Origin of the sequence: Paenibacillus peoriae KCTC 3763 (assembly GCF_000236805.1) — a bacterium.
Classification (GTDB): Bacteria; Bacillota; Bacilli; order Paenibacillales; family Paenibacillaceae; genus Paenibacillus; species Paenibacillus peoriae.
The window spans coordinates 21338-40255 of the sequence record NZ_AGFX01000015.1 but is presented as its reverse complement, the minus strand read 5'-3'; the positions used below and the strand labels follow the sequence as shown (position 1 = coordinate 40255).

Annotated in this window: 15 protein-coding genes and 1 pseudogene; 1 reads left to right on the top strand and 15 read right to left on the bottom strand. The window is 44.8% G+C overall.

Annotated features, from left to right (window positions below):
- Positions 1–4: 4 nt before the first annotated feature.
- Positions 5–331 (bottom strand): PTS sugar transporter subunit IIB, encoded by a 327-nt coding sequence (locus KQI_RS0109910; RefSeq protein WP_010346616.1) that lies wholly within the window; start codon positions 329–331, stop codon positions 5–7.
- Between the two features lie 303 nt (positions 332–634).
- Between KQI_RS0109910 and KQI_RS0109905 the strand changes: the two genes are divergently transcribed.
- Positions 635–2542 (top strand): BglG family transcription antiterminator, encoded by a 1908-nt coding sequence (locus KQI_RS0109905; RefSeq protein WP_010346615.1) that lies wholly within the window; start codon positions 635–637, stop codon positions 2540–2542.
- Between the two features lie 231 nt (positions 2543–2773).
- Here KQI_RS0109905 and KQI_RS28470 read toward each other — a convergent pair whose 3' ends face one another.
- From KQI_RS28470 to KQI_RS0109845, 14 genes and pseudogenes are all read right to left on the bottom strand, one after another.
- Positions 2774–2926, bottom strand: coding sequence for a phosphonate C-P lyase system protein PhnG (locus KQI_RS28470; protein WP_241763888.1), 153 nt, complete (start codon positions 2924–2926; stop codon positions 2774–2776).
- Positions 2893–3138 (bottom strand): PHP domain-containing protein, encoded by a 246-nt coding sequence (locus tag KQI_RS0109900; protein WP_029390098.1) that lies wholly within the window; start codon positions 3136–3138, stop codon positions 2893–2895. The genes KQI_RS28470 and KQI_RS0109900 overlap by 34 nt, the downstream gene beginning before the upstream one ends.
- Positions 3139–3492: 354 nt before the next feature.
- A complete protein-coding gene (locus tag KQI_RS0109895) occupies positions 3493–5139 on the bottom strand; it encodes a pyridoxal phosphate-dependent decarboxylase family protein (RefSeq protein ID WP_010346611.1) in 1647 nt (548 codons plus the stop codon).
- Positions 5140–5459: 320 nt separating this feature from the next.
- A complete protein-coding gene (locus KQI_RS0109890) occupies positions 5460–5726 on the bottom strand; it encodes a metal-sensitive transcriptional regulator (RefSeq protein ID WP_007430470.1) in 267 nt (88 codons plus the stop codon).
- A gap of 76 nt (positions 5727–5802) precedes the next feature.
- Positions 5803–6303 carry a DsrE/DsrF/DrsH-like family protein gene (locus KQI_RS0109885; RefSeq protein WP_010346609.1) on the bottom strand — a complete coding sequence of 167 codons (501 nt, stop codon included), beginning with the start codon at positions 6301–6303 and terminating at the stop codon, positions 5803–5805.
- Positions 6300–6887, bottom strand: a complete 588-nt coding sequence (locus tag KQI_RS0109880) for a sulfurtransferase TusA family protein (RefSeq protein ID WP_010346608.1) — start codon at positions 6885–6887, stop codon at positions 6300–6302. Before KQI_RS0109880 ends, KQI_RS0109885 begins: the two co-directional genes overlap by 4 nt.
- 178 nt (positions 6888–7065) lie before the next feature.
- A pseudogene (locus tag KQI_RS26755) lies at positions 7066–7362 on the bottom strand (TetR/AcrR family transcriptional regulator); the annotation flags it as partial.
- 51 nt (positions 7363–7413) lie between these two features.
- Entirely contained in the window at positions 7414–8196 is a 783-nt protein-coding gene (locus KQI_RS0109870) for a DUF4309 domain-containing protein (RefSeq protein ID WP_010346606.1), read from the bottom strand.
- A gap of 120 nt (positions 8197–8316) precedes the next feature.
- Complete coding sequence (locus KQI_RS29615) at positions 8317–8520, bottom strand: HXXEE domain-containing protein (RefSeq protein ID WP_411830974.1); 204 nt, start codon at positions 8518–8520, stop codon at positions 8317–8319.
- 60 nt (positions 8521–8580) lie between these two features.
- Positions 8581–9813, bottom strand: a complete 1233-nt coding sequence (locus KQI_RS0109865; RefSeq protein WP_010346605.1) for an aminopeptidase — start codon at positions 9811–9813, stop codon at positions 8581–8583.
- Positions 9814–9858: 45 nt separating this feature from the next.
- Positions 9859–11448, bottom strand: a complete 1590-nt coding sequence (locus KQI_RS0109860) for an acetate--CoA ligase (RefSeq protein ID WP_010346604.1) — start codon at positions 11446–11448, stop codon at positions 9859–9861.
- 187 nt (positions 11449–11635) lie between these two features.
- Positions 11636–12736, bottom strand: a complete 1101-nt coding sequence (locus KQI_RS0109855) for a DNA alkylation repair protein (protein ID WP_010346603.1) — start codon at positions 12734–12736, stop codon at positions 11636–11638.
- 172 nt (positions 12737–12908) lie between these two features.
- Positions 12909–14162, bottom strand: coding sequence for an MFS transporter (locus KQI_RS0109850; protein WP_010346602.1), 1254 nt, complete (start codon positions 14160–14162; stop codon positions 12909–12911).
- Between the two features lie 12 nt (positions 14163–14174).
- The gene (locus KQI_RS0109845; protein WP_241763890.1) at positions 14175–18911 is read right to left on the bottom strand and encodes a non-ribosomal peptide synthetase; all 4737 of its coding nucleotides are present in this window, start codon (positions 18909–18911) and stop codon (positions 14175–14177) included.
- Positions 18912–18918 lie beyond the last annotated feature (7 nt).

The following is an 18918-nucleotide window of genomic DNA, read 5'->3' as shown; positions in this document are numbered from 1 at the left end:
CCCTTTAACTGTTCAACTCACGCAGCAGATCATCTAAAGCGGCTTCCCCATCTAAAGTGGAATAATAAGAAGGCTTCATTAAAAGCACTTTGACATGGACATCTTTGGTAAGCTCTTCGATTTCATCAACGATATAAGCCAAGTGGGGACCGACCATCAAAGCATCGATATCATGGATATAATTTTCAATTTCCGCTTCCCCTCTGGCTTTGATATCCATATTCAAGTTTCTCTTTTTAGCGGCCTTGCGAATATTGGCAGCCATAAAACCGGAACTTGCTCCGGACCCGCAAACCAACAACACATGTAACATTTTGCTTGAATTTTCCATGGTAATCCTCCTTGCTTTTTTTTGTGACTGTACATCGTTTGTGGCTGTACATCGATAGAAGTTTTTCTTTAGATTAAAGAAAGAATAAGTTTTCAGCGGAGCTAAAGCTTTCTTTAATCGCAAGAAAAGGTTCCGCTAAACGCGGTCTGTCTTCTGTGACTGTACATCGATAGAAGTTTTTCTTATAATTTTGAAATGATAGCGCTATCTTTGTTACAACCAAACTATAATACAAATCCTAAAACGGGCTCAAATAAAAAACTGCACCCCTATGGTGCAACATTTTAAAGCGAGGTATTCTAAATGAAAACGCATTATATTGATCTGATTCAATATTTAACCGAAAAAAGCGATGATTGGATTTCGTCGAAAAATTTAGCGGACAAATGCGACGTGTCCAAACGCACCATCAAATCTTATATAAGTGAGATCAATGCTATTCACCACGGGTTAATCCTGTCGTCGAATAAAGGTTATAAGGTCAATACCGATCAAGTAAACAGGTTTCTAACCAGTGAACAAAAAGCAATCCCGCAAACTCAGTCCGAAAGAATGGCTTATATTCTGAAAAAACTGGTACAAACCAATGAGCCCATTTATATTTACGATTTAAGCGACGCTCTGTTTATCAGCGAGTCAACGCTTAGACTTGATCTGAAGCTGATCAAAGAAAAGCTTGGCAAAAATAACTTGGAATTGCAGTTGAGCAAGGATCATATTGAGTTGCAAGGAAGAGAAAAAGATAAGCGCAAGCTAATGAGCAGTATTTTGTACGAAGAGGCCAACGGAAGTTTTATTGATATCGATAAAATCAAAGGATTTTATAAAGAGTTAAATATCGATTACATTCGGGAAGTCGTCGTTGAAACCTTTTCTGCCCAACATTTTTTTACCAATGATTATTATTTAACGAATGTGATCATCCACATCACCATTGCATTGGACAGAATGAAACATGATTTTCAGTTTTTAAATAAGACCGTGAATTATAACGTCGACAACACCGCATATTTAATCGCCAAAGAAATCGCCTTTAAATTAGAATCGTATTTTCATGTAACCTATCCGGAAGAAGAAATCACCGATTTGGCGATCTTAATTTCGTGTAATGCGACCAATGTTAACTTTACGCAAATTGAAGTAAGCGACCTGGAAAATATCGCCGGAAAAGACTGTATTGATCTGGTCAGTGAAATAGCCATTGACTTGGATAAATATTACTATATCAGTATTGCCGATTCTGATTTTATTACACGTTTTACACTGCATGTAAAAAACCTTTTGATGAGATTAAAAAATCATCATTCAACGAAAAATCCATTAACACAAACGATAAAAAGAGAATGTCCGCTCATTTATGATTGCGCTGTTCATGCTTCACATGTGATTAAAGAAAAAACCGGTTATATCATTAGCGATGATGAAATTGCTTATTTAGCTTTTCACCTGGGGTATGCCATTGAGTTGCAACGGCAATCGAACGTAAAGATTTCGTGTACGGTACTGTTTCCGCTTTACTACAATATGAATGTGCAAATCATCAATAAATTACAGCAGTATTTTGGCGATGATATTTTGATTCATTCGATTGTAACCGATGAAAGCGATTTGAATTATGCAACAAGTGATTTTATTATTTCTTCTGCCCAATTGCATAAGATTCCGGAAGTACCCTATGTCGTGATTACTCCATTTTTTATAGAAAGTGATCGGGAAAAAGTATCGAACAAAATATTTGAATTAAAAGAGCAAAAAAAGAAAAATCAATTTAAGATCCAATTAGAATCTTTTTTAGACGAAAGACATTTTTACAACTCCACAGCATTGTCCGGGAAAGAAGATGTTTTACGTTTTATCTGTCAAATTATGAATCAGGATGGTTATACGGACGAAGATTTTTGGGGCAAAATTATGGAACGGGAAGCCATGTCCTCTACTGCTTTCGGACACGTTGCCATCCCTCATGCGATAAAAATGGAATCTCGCAAAACAGGCATGTTCATTTATTTGAATCCGAATGGGATCAAATGGGATTCTTCGACCGTGAAAATTGTATTGTTACTCACCATCAGCGGAGAGGATCGAAAAATATTCCGCGACGTGTTCGATGCATTGGCCACCATATTAACAGACGATAAAAATGTGAATCTATTGTCTTCTACTCATAGCTTCGACGATTTTATAAATAAATTAATCACTTGTTGGGAATAAAATCTATTTGCCGCTGTGATGCTTTACAAAAAGAAACCCTTCTTTTGGTGATATAGAAGCGCCAAGCAACCATTACCAGAAAGAAGGGTTTCTTTATTTATTCAAATACTTTGGTCATCTCTCCTGAATGTCAGGCTGTTGCCCGTGATATCGTCCGGTTCGGTGTCATCGACAGGACATTCCGGTATCAGCCCTTCCTTGCGCAAGTAATCCAGCACTTTGGGAAGTTGTTCATTCGGGACCTTGGCTTGCCAATTTTGAGAACCAGGACGAGGACAGTCTGGAGGATGCAATTCTCAAGGCATCAATGATCGCCAGAAAATAAGCTTTTTCACTGTCATCCCCCCTGATCAGACCAATGCCGGCCGCACCCTGAGCCTGCACCTTGCATTCGGTGGCCAGAACCTCCCCGAGATAGAAACGATTTCGATCCCATTCTCTCTGCCTTGAACCATCATTTCATGAAGACCTGCCGTGGTGTCATGATTCGTTATGGCCAAATGAGTAACCAATTCAGCAGCAGCTAATTCCGTCACTTCTTCAAAAGTAAAGGAACCGTCTGAAAGGCGGGTGTGGCAGTGCAGTTCCACCTTCATTTCAAATCCCCCTATCCTAGTTTAGTCCGCTTTACGAACACAGTCTAACTTGATGCCAAGTTACCATGGTCAGGAGAGTGTAAAACTGCGAGTTGAGTTTTGTAAGAACTCAGACAAACAAAAAACGCCTGATTGGTTGAAATCAGACGTTCTTCCTTTGTGTTACCAATTTTATATAGAGTTTGAAGAAACTTCTTAGTCTACTAATGAATACAATTAGAAAAAAGTACAACAAGTTGGCCGTTTTACTTTATGTATTTTATGACCGAAAATTTTGTACACAATCCCCATTAAATTCACTGTCCAGTATAGTTAATGGAACCTATGAAAACATTCAATTGTGAGCTTGTTTATTCATTGATACACGAACTGCTCACATACTTGGGTTATACATTCCTTCAAATAATGCACGATCTCCGGTACATGCTCCGGTTGGGTATGAGGCGAAATGACAAAAAATTTACTGACATAAAGCGGAATTTGCCGGCCTTCAACGGTCTTGACTAGCAGATGTTTCTTTGTATCCCCAAAGAACATCCGATCGCGATGTTTGCCTAATTTCTCAAACAGCCGTTCATTCAATTGATTGTTCCGCTCGATATCCTCCCAAGAGCTGCTTCCGCTTATTTCTTCGGCAAACCGCGGGCCATCTGGTGGATAAATGCGGATCAGTGTTGATATTCCCGGGTTGTCCGGGTTGGCAATGTCGGCCTCCGGAATTTCCGCAACAAGCCGTTCACGAAATTGCAAATTCACCTCCAGAAATTGGGCGAGAAGACGCTGATAGCCTTCTACCCCAAAGGCCAACAGCGAACTGTACATGCTGATGGAGCTGGCCATGCGAGAACACTCCAACGTATATCCAGTGTGATACTCCCCGTAGCCCCGATGTCCGACATAAGGGGTTTCGTCCGCATCAAGCTCCAGAAGGCCAAGATCCGCTGCATTTTTGAGCAGAAACAGGCTTGAGACATAAGGTGTTTGTCCGAGTTTTTGAAAATCGAAGCACATGGAGTCTGACAATGAGAGATGTCTCATCTTCTCCTGAATAGAAGTCAGCATCCCGATGACGCCCGGGCTGAATTGCTGCGTGTTCTTTTCCAGGTCGTAATCGTTGAAGACGGCAAAAAAACCACCCAGAGCCGAATCTGCATGGATATGCGGGCACGGCAACCCGAATTGCTTCGAAAATTCCTCCGCAACGGTACGGATTTGGAGAACATCGTCAATACCCATGGCATCTGTTGTCCCTGTTGTTGCCACTATATACACAGGCACGCCTCCGCCTACAGCGACCTCCGCTAATTTACATCTCAAATCAGCCACATCCATAGAACTGTCTGATAAGGCTTTTACTTTGATGAGGTGATCACTGCCGATCCCGGACGCTTCCATCGACTTGAACAGGCTGTAATGAGCCAATTCCGAGCAAAAAGCATACAAGTTGTCCGGAACCCCGTGCTTTAGCGCATTCGGGTCATATTTGGCAATGGCAATCCGCAATCCGGAAAATATGGAGCCCTGACCTCCCCAGGTGGTATAGCCCCCGCTTGTCCCGGCATCATAGCCTACCAGTTTGGACATCATCGCCATTACTCTGACCTCGGCCTCGGCTCCGGCAGGCCCGTAAACATCCCAAAGATTGTTGCCGTTCACCAGCATCGCGGATAACATGCCCAATATTCCGGGAATGGAGGCCATTGGCAGTATATTCGTAAAAAAATACTTTGTATGGTAAGGATGTCCGTGCAGCAACTGCAATAGCTCTGCGTTTACCTCCTTCATAGGAGCACCTTCATAGGGAATCTGACTTTGTGCAACCAATTGACCGTAAAAATCCCCATCTCGCCGTTTCTCTCCTTTGAGATTGACCGCTTTGGGGTTCTTCAACTCATCTACCCCGCTAATCATTTGCTCGATCAGTTTTATGATCCGTTTTCGTTGTGACAAATTTCCATCCTCGCTTGGAAACCAACCTCTAACATCCGATTTACTGTGCATTTCTGAATCCTCTCCCCATTGTTCTGATTGTGTAGAATCCTCTTTGAATCTTCAGGTTGAATAAATCCCTGTTTGCAGAAGTATCAATAGACAGACAGCTTGCCTCGAGGATTTTATTGCCTTACATTTCTAAATTATACAATAAAATAATAGAGATGAATAGGTATTTGTTCCATCATATGTAATAATTAATAACTGCAAAGCTCACGAATTTTGCATTCTAAAAAACCATTGTAACAATAATCGTTACAACGGCCGCAAAAAAAATGCTCCTTAATTTAAGAAGCATTTTTTTGAATGATATGTTCTGTGAGTTCTTGTTATCTACTCTTCACAAGAAGTTGAATCGCTTCTTTAACCAGCTTATCCGTATCTCCTCCAGCCTTTTGCTCTTCCATAATGCAGTGTTGCAGATTTTCGGCTACAATTTGCGCAATTGCTTTATCTGATGCATTGCGTACGGCTGACAATTGGCTGACGACATCCTTGCACGATTTTCCCTCATCCATTAAGCGAAGTACCCCACGGACTTGGCCCTCAATTCTTCTCAAGCGTGTTTTCAGTTCATCAGTGTAATTATATTCCATGAGCACTGCACTCCCTTTTTGATTTACGATATACATGTATAGGTATATTATAAATCAAAAAAATAAATAGGACACCCTATATAAATAAATTAACCTTCCCTTGCGAAGCCTCACCCAAATAGGCGGCAACTCCGGCATATTCCAAACCGTCGACTAGCTCCTCTTGCTGCAGCCCCAACAGATCCATCGTCATGGTACAGGCTATGAGCTTAACCCCTTGCTCTTGCGCCAGCTCAATAAGCTGTGGAAGAGAGAGCGCATTGTGCTTTTTCATGACATGCTTGATCATCTGTGGACCGAGCCCTGCAAAGTTCATTTTGGACAGTGCAAGCTTTTGCGGACCACGCGGCATCATCCAGCCGAAGGCTTTTTCAAGTATTCCTTTATTCGTTCTCACCAGCTCATCTTTACGCAGCATGTTTAATCCCCAAAACGTAAAAAAGATAGTTACTTCATGGTCGTATGCTGCCGCTCCATTCGCAATAATGAATGCAGCAATCGCTTTATCCAGGTCCCCGCTGAATAATACAATTGTCGTTTTGGGATGAGTAAATCCTTGTTCCGCGGTTGAAGTCATATGGACTCGCTCCCCTCCGTCTCCCCTGTCCATTCGGATATGCCTAAAAGGACGGATTTGACGTTTGTGGCGCCTTTCCTCGTCAATAACTGGCAAGCCATTTCACTGCGTGCTCCAGCGTGGCAAATCACTGCAATCTCTTCATTCAGCTTGAGCTCACCCAGTCTGTTCTCCAGTTCTCCCAGAGGGATGGACTTCGATCCAGGGATATGCTTTAACGCAAATTCTGCAGGCTCCCGAACATCCAGCAGTAATAGGTTCCCCTTTTCAGCCAATTTTGTCTGCAACTCTTCATGGCTTATGGTTGAAGGCAATAGGGATTCCGCCGTCACTTCAGCAGGCTCCCCTTTACGTAAATAATGATGCATGACATTTCCGTTTTGAAAAGTACCGATAAATTGGTGCCCGGTGCTTTGGGCCCAGCTCTGAAAATCCGCTAATGAACCCTTGTCAGTCGCTTGCACCTCCATAACCTGCCCTGCTTTGAGCTCCTTCATCACTTTTTTGGTTTTGACAATCGGCATAGGACAAGCTAGCCCTTTGCAATCAAGAATATAATCTGCTTGGATGTTATTGGATGACATAATATATACCTCCACATATTTTTTGAAAGGGTAACGGTTTAGTTCGTTATACATATACCCCTATATGTATATAAGATATCGAAGCCTGCTCTCATTGTCAACCTGTTTGATGATTTAAACTCACAAACAAAAGAAAAAAGCCACGCAAAGGCGTGACTCTTGTTACACAAACAAAATACTATTCGTCTATTTTCATCAGTTCCGGCAAATCCAGTGACATCGAGATATTGCAGAGCATACCTCTGGCAAGAAAAAGCATTGTTCTTTCCAATGCATGCTCAATACCCGCTTGACGAAAAGCAGCATAAACAGTCGTATGAATATCACGAAATCCCTGCTGCATCACGCTCACAATCACATCCTCCCCGATTGTCTGCGCCTGCATTTGTAAAAGTATTTCATTACGGTAATCCGTCATAATTTGCGAATAAGCTGCGATCAGCTCCTGCTCTAGCTGTTCAGATGGGGACGAATAGTCGTCTCCGTAATGGTTTTACGGAAGCGACTCTTTTGTTGTGGCTCAAGATTATGGAGTCATGGAGTTAAAATACAATCTCACATAGTTGATTTTTTTCGTTTTGGTTTGGTAGGAAAATACTAAATGCTGATCAAGTCCGGAAGCGTCTTTGATAGTATAACTGGCTTCTGCTGTATTGGGTACACTTCTGGAAGTGTCGTTCGTTTCGGTCGGCGTACCCAATTCCTTAATGACTTGGCTGATAACCAGCTTTCTGTAAGAGGAATCGGATGATGTAATCTCTGTAACTTTATCGCTTCCGTCCAGTACGATGTCCGTATGATGCTTGGTGTAGCTTCGCGTATGACCAGTAGAGCCTGACTCGGATTTTCCCCACAGCTGGAACAAAAGATCGCTGCCAGTTCCCAAACCAAGACCTTTGGGCAAGTTCGGAAGTGTCCCCTGCTTGGCTGCGCTGAGTATGGTTGCTGGGTAGTGTGCGTTTTTAGATGGCGCTGCACTACTGGCAGGTGACTGACGGGGCGAGGATGAGCCTTGCTCAGAAACCTTTCCGGTATCCTTGGAATCCGCTGGACTCTGACTTTGCTGGATTGCGTCCGAACCTTGCTTGTTCGTATCTGCATTTTTACGATTGTCGTCTGTATGCTGAACCGTGGAATCGGTAGACGGTGCAACTGTCGCTCCTTCCGTAATTGGAGCAGTTGATTTTGCTTCTCCGCTATTGCCGCATCCGGTGATGGCAGCGAAACTTATAGCCATCAAAGCAGTAGCTGTGACTAGCTTATAGGGCAGCTTTTTGGGTTCATGTGGTTGATGTGAATGTTTTATCATGAGATCACTCTTTCCTTGTTTCAATGAGGTACAAACCAAGTGTAACCAAACCGCATTTCCAGAATAACTCTACTTGTTTCCAACTTGTAAACAATGATATTGAAAATCATCCAACATACACTATTTACGATAGTACGATCCTAGCTGTTGTTTAGAAAAAAGAGAGCGAGAATTGCTATTTTTCAACTTCACAATATCATGAATGTACCAGATTCCGACTGGAACATGCACAAGCACTGCCGTAAACATGCCCGAATTATATAAGGTTTTTGCTTTTATATTCACAACAATGCCGTGACAGGGAACGGTTGACATTTGAGATATAGAAAAACCCGCAAAATTAACAGACTCATTTGCGGGTTATTTGATGGAAATTAAAAAAAGCTAAATCGTCCAATTTCCTTGGCGGAACACAGCTTCTTTGCTTCCGTCTTGCAGCTCGCCGTCAATATCCAGTTCGGCTGAACCGATCATAAAATCTACATGGGTCAGGCTAACATTGGCACCGTTCTTCAGCAATTCCTCCCGGCTCATTTGTGTTCCTTTTTCCATATTAAAGGGATACGCACTGCCGAGGGCCAAGTGACAGGAGGCATTTTCGTCAATCCCCGTGTTGTAAAAAATACGATTGAGATTGGAAATCGGTGAATCGTGCGGCACCAGTGCAACTTCACCCAAATAGCTGGCCCCTTCATCCGTAGCGAGCAAATGAGTCAGATGCTGCTCGCCGGACTCCGCTGTATACTCGGTGACTTTGCCGTCCTTAAAGGTAAATGTAATCCGATCTACCAGCTGGCCGTTCAAATTTAGCGGCATGGTGCTGGTAACATAACCGTTCACACCTGTACGCTTAGGCATCGTGAACACTTCTTCTGTCGGCATATTGGCCACAAAATAATCTCCACGTTCGTTTTCACCACCACCACTGCGCCAGATATGTCCGTCAGCCAGTTCAATTTTCAGATCGGTTCCGGGTGCGCGGTAGTGGAGGCTTTTATACTTTTTATGATTCAGCTTGTTTTGCAGCTGTTCGAGGTTTTTCAAATGCTCCTTCCAATTCTGAACGGGATCTGAGCCGTCTACACGGTTCATTTGGAAAATCGTTTCCCACATGACACGGATGCGATCCTCTTCAGCCACATCGGCAAATACTTTATCGGCCCAAGCCTTCGTTGGCGCTTTAATCAGGCACCAGCTAATTTTATGATTCCGGGTATATCGGGAAAAGCCTTCTCTCGCCGTGACTGCCGCCTTCGTCGCACGCGAAACCTTTTGTGGATCAATACCTTGATACAGATCCGGGTTCGGCACCTTGATTGTTAGCGTGGCCCCACCCTCCTCGGCGAATTTTTCCATCATTTCCGCCTTCCATGCCGGGTAATAGTCAAAGCAACCATCGTCACCATGTTCAAAACGACTGCGCGTAATCTGATCGTCCTCAAATTCTACCTGTACATATTTAGCTCCTGCTTCATATGCTTTGCTGACAATCAGACGCGTGAAATCAATGGTTTCCAGCGGTGCAGTCACCAAAAATACCTGTCCGGGCTGTATATTGACACCTACCCTTACAACCAGCTCTGCATATTGCTCCAGCAATGTTTCAAATGAACTCATTTTTCCTCGCTCCTGTTCCATTTTTATCAGGTTTCAAAGTTATCATTACAGTATGGATTGCTTCTCCAATTCACGCAGCGCCACTCTTCGAATTTTGCCCGAGCTGGTTTTGGGAAGTTCCTCAATGAACTCTATTTTTCGTGGATACTTATAGGGCGCAGTCCATGCTTTAACATGCTGCTGCAGTTCCTTTGCCAGCTCTGGTGATCCTTCTACTCCGGCTTTAAGTACAATGTAGGCCTTTACGACATGTCCACGTATTGGGTCAGGACTGGCTACAGCAGCACATTCCTGCACGGAATCATGCTTCATGAGTGCTTCCTCTACCTCAAAAGGACCGATGGTATAACCAGAGCTGATAATAATATCATCGCCGCGTCCTTCAAACCAGAAATACCCATCTTCGTCTTTGCGGGCCCGGTCTCCTGTAACAAAGTAATCTCCGTTGATACTGGCTAATTTGCGCTCCGGATCATGGTAATACGTATGGAATAATGCCGGCATATCAGCACGCACCGCAATATCGCCGACTTGGCCCGAAGGCAGTGGAATGCCATCCTCGTCTATGACCTCAACCAGACCCGGCGCAATGGATTTCCCCATCGAACCAAAACGCAGAGGTACGTCCTTCAAGTTACCAATAATTAATGTGCTCTCCGTCTGCCCATAACCGTCACGAATCGTAATGTTGAACTGCTCCTGAAACTTGTTAATAACCTCCTGATTGAGAGGTTCTCCCGCGGAAACTGCGCTGCGCAATTGAGACAGATCGTACTGATCCAGGCCATCCGTCTTCGCCATAATCCGATATTCCGTAGGTGTACAGCATAGCACCTGAATTCCGTACTGCTGCAAGAGCTGCAAATAGCGGCCGGGACGAAACGAGCCATTATATACGAATCCGGTCGCCCCATTCCCCAAAACGGATAAAAACGGACTCCAAATCCATTTTTGCCATCCTGGTGCTGCTGTAGCCCATACTACATCTGAAGCTTGGATATCCAGCCATGGGGATGTTATGCGCAGATGAGCATACCCCCAGCCATGGCTATGTACGACACCTTTAGGATTCCCTGTAGTACCCGAGGTATAGGCCAGAATCGCCATGTCGTCCCGATGTGTCTTCACAGCTTCAAAAGTATCTTCTTGCCCGTCCATAAGCTTATCCAGTCCAAGCCAGCCGGGTGCAGGTTCTGCGTTGTCGCCGGAAACCATGATCCGATAATCCAGAGCAGGCATATCATCATTTATTTTGTCCACTTCACTGGTTACTCCGGTCCAGGCAATGACCCCTCGAGCTTGTGAGTGGCGGAGACGATACGCAATATCCTTTGCCCGCAGCATTTCCGAAGAAGGAATAACGGCAAGTCCCAGCTTCAGGCAGGCCAAATAAATCACATACGCAATAATACGGCGTGGTACTATGACCAGGACTCTGTCTCCTTTATTAAATCCCAGACCTGCGAGTCCTCCAGCCAGTCGATTGGCCTTTTTCAACAGCTCTCCGTAGGTGATCTCCTCGTATTCTCCAGTTTCGCTCAACCACTTGAGTGCTGTTTTATCAGCATCATGATGTTCCATTTCCGAAGTTATATTGTAATATTCAGGTGCAAGCCATTGCTGCTGATCTGTCAAATTGTATCTTCCCCTTTATACATAAGATGAAAGCCATAATCTTATTGTATTATAGCACGTCTTAGTACCAGGTTCTAAAGGTAGCATGAATTTTTTTAGAAAAATACACCGTTTGTGTAGCTGACACCAAAAAGAAAGAGTCTGTTTTGACTCTTTCTTTTTTATGCTGACGGCTTTGAAATTAGTCTTACTCGAGTTCCACCACTGTAGAAGCCGCCTCCTGTCCATTGACGAGCAATGCAATCCGGTGTGCTCCCGGATAATGGCGGCGGGTTGTCAGATCTGCGAAATGGTGTGTTCGTCTACCTGTAAGACGTGTTCCTCCGGGAACGGTTTTGTCGGAAAGCAGAAATAATTTACGCGAGACTTGTCCTCTCGCCTTCACAAAATCGACGCCGTATTCGATACGGACCCGTACCGGTTCACCTTCTCGAAGCTGAATCGCATAGCTTAACTCGCAGCTATCGCCTAGCTTTAACACAGCCGGATCGGCGGTAAAAGACGCTTCGGTGACTAACGGTGATCCGTTCGTTTCTTCGGCATAACCGAACAGCGCCATCACCTCGGGAATGGATTTGCGAATCAAAGTCCGGCAGCCGTGACGCACAATCCAGTCCGTATCAGGGTGTGTGCCTTTCCACCGCCTAGCCGTTGCGATAACCGTATCGGGGTGATCCTTGGCGATGTCGTTCAGATTATTAGCTACACTTTTACGTACATATAGTGCTGGATCTGCTTTCAACAGTTCCAGCACGGCCAATACCGGAGCGGGATCGCGCTTGAATATGGGCAACGCCTGCCCCCACGGCAGCCGTGGACGACAGCCTTCGCTGGCTAGACGACGGACGTGCTCGCTTGGATGAACCGCCCAGACCATCATTTGGCGCATCATCCGTTCCGGTTCACGCAACAGGAATGATCTCACGGCAAACTCAGCAGATGACTTCTGTGTGAAGCGTTCCAGTGCCTCCATGGAAAGTGTCCAATGCTCCTCCCCCTGTCCATACACCTCCACAAAGTCCGGGAAGAATAAGTATGGAAAACCGCTGCAATGCTCGTCTATGGCAAAAAGGACAGCCAAAGCTTCTTCATAACGACTTGGCAAGAACGTTCCCAAGGTTAGTGAAATCCGTCGCATCCGGGTTTTTAGCTCCAGCTCATTCCACGTCCCGTCCATAACTTGAAGGATAAATTTCTGTGTATCAAATGAGCTATACGCAGTTTGTACTCTTTCACCGAAAAGGCGAAGAAAATCCTCTGTGTATATATTTTTTAAAGGCTCAGCCATCTCGTATCTCCTCTTGTATCCGAATGTAACGATAGATTTATACCTTCGTCTATGATAACCATAAACGGTGCTCCAACACCAGCGCCAAAATAGTCAGCCTCAACGTAGCGAAGCCAGACATACTAAAAATGCCAGACCCTGTGATGAGGACCTGACATTTTGCATGCGTGGCTTATGAATTGTGGAAGGGAGCTACTCCTCCAATCTCCTCTGATGGAATCTCAAACTGGCGAATATCCTTGGCCAGGAACATAACCAATCCGCACAATGCAGTAATCAGCCCGCTGAAAAAAAGGACCTCACTCAGAGCAAACCGTAAAGCTAACGCCCCTCCAATCAAGGCCCCTAATGGCAAAGCCGCGCTCGATAAGGTGTTAAGAAAGGCTGTAACACGTCCCAGTAACGGCAGCGGTGTAATAATTTGAGTCAAAGACGTTTGCAGTACATTGATAATGCCTGTAAAAACGCCTAATAACAGAGCTGCCAGCAGCTTCATCCACATCTCCGGCACAATGGAAAACACATAGATTGCCAGCCCCATAGCTACCCAGGAAACCGCAATGGTAATGCCGTTCTTTTTCAATACACTGACCAGAAAGGAACCGATAAAAATACCGATAAAATAGGCTACATAGAGCAAGCTGTAATAGATCGGTGAGCCATAGGATACAGCGATGGAAGGCATGGCAATTACCAAGATCGCCATCGAAAAGTTCGTCAGAGCAAAAAATGGAAGCATAATTCTCAGGAAGGTGTGCTGTTTTACAAAAAGATACCCTTCTTTCAACTCCTTCAGATAGTACCCCAGCTTCAGTGAACCCCTACCGTTAGTGTCTTCCACCGCAGGAGTATCAATTTGCTTATTGAGCCTGACGTACACAAAGCCTGACAGAAACAGCATCGCACTGGCTAGAAAAAACGTATTTTTCATCCCCATTGCGATAATAAGCGAGGCTCCAGCCAGATATCCTGCGATATTAATAACCTGATCCGTCGACGAAATCATGGAATTCGCCCGGACAATCAAATCCGGCGAGCCTACCAGTTGCGGCAGCATTTTACTGTTGGCCGGATAAAACAGTGTGGAGAAGCAAGATGCAATAAACACAATACCAAGGATAGCGACTAGATTAACCATCCCATCCTGAATGAGAAATGGGACGGCCAAAATAAGCAAAGCCTGCGTAAACAAGGCGATGCTGGCCAACAAAGGCGGTGAATAACGGTCCACTAAAGGCCCCACGAGAAAGCTGAAAATGGACGCCGCAGATACAGCTGTATACGTAAAGCTGGTCATCGCCACCGATTGCGTTGATTGCTGTACAAAATACAGCAGGACGATGGAATAAATGCTGTCCGCGATATTGGCAGAAGTACGGGAAGCAAAGAAACGGATAAAACGACTATCCTTAAACAATTGATTCACATCTTCATCTCCTTACTGCGAAATGGTCAAAGCGTGTAAAAGCCTGTCACTTGCAGCCTGGAAGATTTGATGGATATACTGGTCGTTCTCATCATACGGAATGGTAAGTGAGATTTTTAGAATATCTCCTACATGCTCTGACTCAAAGAAAATAACCTTGTTGACATTAGCCTGTGTGCCTGCGATATGCAGATTGTCGAGCAATTCTGCATCCTCTCGTCCCTCACCCAAATAGTTGAATACGATAGGCAGCTGTTCAAGTCCCTTTTTCAAAATGCTACTGGATACCGGGTAAGCTTGCTCCATTTCAGCATTGAAGATCAGATTGAAAAAGTTCAAATGATAGCGTGAAGCAAAGCCCAGGTGGGTATGGATACTCTTTTCATAGGATTCAGTGTCATCTTCCTGCAGTACAACGGGTATATGATCAATACACTCGCCTACGGTTCCAAAATAGTTTCGGTCGCCATATTGTCTTCCATAATTAGTAAGCCAAAGCGGAACAACAGAGAGTTGGAAATAGCTGCTGAAAAAACGTACAGCCATTTGAAGCGAAATATCCCACATATTCGCAGCGCCATGCTGCTCTGAAATGTCGCTTAAATTCAGCTCCCAACGATATCTGGTAGTATCCGCATAGTTGCGTTCTTCGGTCAGCACATGGATACGTTCATTATTCTCACCAAAGGTCTGGAGTTTGAATTGCTCACTGATTTCCTGATCCCCGATTCCTTGAGGACCTTGGCGGATATGGTTTACATATTCCTGGTATTGCACCTCTTCAGTCGCATGTGCCGTCTGCTGCGGACGATGATATTCATCAAGGAGTTGTCTGCGCAGGATATCACTGCTCGTAGCATCAAAAATAATGTGAGAGCAAGGAAACAACAGTAGATGATCCCGCAAATTTAAGCGAATCAGGACGATCCGGTACTGCAACGACTGTGAAAGTTCATACGGTTCTAAAAATAGGCTAGCGGCAATGGAAGAAAGAAGCCTGCGTTGTGCTTGTACCGGCTGACCCGAGAGATCAACAGTCGGTAAAGAAAGATGCTCTGGAGCTGGACGCAACTCCCATTCCCATGCTCCGGACGATTGAACAAGTACGCTTCTTAGCAATTCATGGCGTTGAAGAAGCCGCTGAATCGTTACGGTCAAACGCTCGGTGTCCAAGTAGCTATCTAACTGCACAGCCATACCCGAGCCTGTAAAATGTTGCAAATGGTAATGCTGAGCTGGTGCAAGTGGATAGCGTCCAATAGCATTCAGACTTAGTATATTGGTATTCCAGTCTGCATTTAACTTAGCAATGCTGGCAAGCCATACATCGGCCTGTTGTTTAAGCAAGGTTTCTTGTTCTTCGTTTGTCGGTATAGCTCCGAGAATTCTATCTGGTTCGTCGGTTCCCCAGCGGACGATATAATGCGGGTGCAGGTCTGGATGGATATGAGATTGGATAAATTCCGAGATTGCCTGAACTTGTTCTACGCGAAAAGGCTCCACTTGCAGGAACAAATAGTTTTGCTTATCGCTGGATACGGACTGAAGCAAGACCTGTACACCAAACGTTTCTGTAATAGCCCGCTCAACCTCCTGAGCTTTCGCAATGAGCGTATCCGTGTTCACTCCGCCCTCTTCATCACGTTGTAAAAGATCGGACAAGCTTCTTATCGTCTGATATTGAAGCAATTGATGTATATCCAGCGGAATGTTCGATTCCTGTACTTTCGATACCAGTTGAATGGCCTTCAATGAATGACCTCCAAGCTCGAAAAAGCCGTCGTCAATGCCGACCTTTTCAACGCCAAGCACTGCTTGCCACAGGTCTGCCAACTGTTGTTCCATTTCATTTCTAGGAGCAACGTATTCCACATCGGAACCACTGGTCATTTCTGGCTCAGGCAATGCTTGGCGGTCGATTTTACCGTTCGTTGTCAGGGGAAACGCCGGCAGGAACACATACTGGGCAGGAATCATATAATCCGGCAAATGGCCAGTCAAATGGGTCTTCATATCACTCTTGGATAGCGGTACGTCGGTTGAGATATAAGCACAAAGCGTTTTTTGACCATCCTTCATGCTTTTTACCGCTACGTGCGCCTCCCGAACTGCATCATGTTTCATGAGCTGGGTTTCAATTTCGCCAGGTTCAATACGATACCCGCGGATTTTAACCTGCTGGTCTATCCGTCCGAGATACTCCAGATTGCCATCCGGTAGCCATCTGCCCAAATCACCTGTCCGATACAATTTTTCTCCCGGAATGAATGGATTAGGGACAAAATTTAGCCGGGTCAGATCATCCCTGTTCAGATAGCCACGCGCCAGACCATCCCCACCAACACATATTTCTCCTTGAGCACCAATAGGCAGCAGCCTGCTTGAAGAGTCCAAAATATAAACAGTTGAATTGCCAATTGGACGACCAATAGGAATGCTGTTATATTCCTTATCAATCGTGAAATAAGTAGAAAATGTGGTGTTTTCTGTGGGGCCATAGACGTTGATAACGTTCAGTCCCGGAGAATGTGCTCTAACCGTATTAATGATCCCAGGTAAAAGCACATCTCCGCCCACCAGCAGGTGCTTTAGCGAAGCAAAGAGATCTGGTTTGTGCTGAGTGAGTTGGTTAAACAAGGGCGATGTCAGCCACAGCGTTGTAATATGATATCGATCCAATGCTTCACCAAGCTGAACAGCGTCCAGGATTACGGATTCCGGTACAATGTACAAGCGCAATCCGTTCAGCAAAGCTCCCCAAATTTCAAAGGTACAGGCATCGAACACGAGCGCCCCGGTCAGCAAAATGCGTTCGTTCTCGGCAAATGGTACGTAATTGGTGTTCTTCACCAGCCGTATGACATTCCGGTGTTCAATCATGACACCCTTGGGACGCCCGGTCGAGCCGGATGTATACATGACATAGGCCAGATTGTCTGCCGTTGTCGATTCGGAAAAAATGAAGTCGTCGGAATCGTAGGAGCTGATGTCGGCCAGATCCAGAACAGTACCGGAAAAATCGAAAGTGTTCATCTGTTTCCCCTTGTCGGATAGGGTTAGCAGAACTTCGCTACCGCTATCCTGAAGCATAAACATAATCCGTTCCTGTGGATAAGAAGGCTCCAGTGGCAAGTAAGCTCCACCCGCCTTCAAAATACCAAGAATACCGATAATCATTTCTGGTGAACGTTCAGTCAAAATGCCTACGATGGTGTCCGGCGCAACCCCCAGTTTCCGCAGCTTCGAGGCCAGTTGATTAGCTTTTATATTTAATTCCCGGTAGGCTAGCTCACGATTTTCAAATACAATGGCTACCGCATCCGGTGTTTTCTCTACCTGTTCTTCAAAGCCGTGATGTATGGTGTGGTCCGATGGATATGGTCTTCGTGTATCGTTAAAATCAAACAAAAGCTGCTGTTTTTCCTCCGCTGTCAAAAGATCAATCTCCGAAACCCGGATATTGGGGTTTTGAATAACTTGCTCCATCATTTGGATGAGGTGAGCAGCCAATTGTTTGATCGCATTTTTGTTATACGTCAGTGCGTTATAGCTAAATTTGATTTCCAGCTCTCGGCCAGGCATGACGATTACATTCAAATCATAATTGGTCTGTTCAATATCCTCTATTTCACCAACACGGAGGGCCTTAGGATTTTGTTCCAAGCCCGTAAGCTCTTCCGACACGGGAAAGTTTTCAAAGGCGACAATATGCTGGATCAGGTTTTGTTTTAGTACACTATGGGTTTGAATATCAGCCAAGGAAAAATAGGAATACCGATTGGACTCCATCAAGGAATCCTGTATAGACGTAAGCAAGTCGGAAAACCGCTGTTCAGCGGAGCTTTTAATACGTACGGGTATGGTATTAATGAATAATCCGACCATATTTTCAATACCGGGGATTTCATCAGGTCTGCCCGACACAACAGACCCGAAAATGACGTCTTTACTGTTGTTGTACGTTTGTAGTAATAAGCCCCAAACGGTTTGAAATAAGGTGCTGACGGTGACACGGTTTTGCTTGGCGATTTGTTCCATGCCTTGGGTCAGCTGCTCTCCCCATGTGCATATGAGTTGCTCTGCCTGAAACGAAGGAGCGACGGATCGTGTATAGCCGGGCACGACGGTTTCATTTTCAAAATCAGTCACATATCGTTTCCAGTATGCTGCAGCTTCCTCTTTATTTTGTCTTTCCAACCACTGAATAAAGCTGCTAAATGGATGGACAGGCTCTAATTTTAAAGGAGTATCGTCCCGAAGTGATGTGTAAATATCAAAAAAATCTTTGGCTACCGTCCGCAGGCACCAGCCGTCCATAATAATATGATGAGAGATCCAGATGAGCTTCGAGGTGTCCTCATCCCACTGTACAAGCGCTAACCGGATGAGAACCTCCTTTTCCAGATCAAAACCTCTCTGCCGCTCTTCCTGTAAAATGGCTTGAAGTCGTCTATGCTTTTCCGCATCCGGTAGACTACGCACATCTTCGGTATGGACAGGAGCAGCTGACCGTTCCTCCAGTACAACCTGAAGCGGACGATCCGTTTCCTTATACACGAATACCGTACGGAAAATATCATAGCGGTCAATCAGCTTTTGTAAGCTTCGGCTGATTAGGTTGGTATCCATCACTTCATGAATGGTAATGATCGTTTGTTCAAAATAAGCCTCTGACTTTTCATCAAGTATGGAATGAAATAGCATTCCCTCCTGCATCGGGGATAGCGGATAGAGGTCTTTAATTTTCACTTGGCTC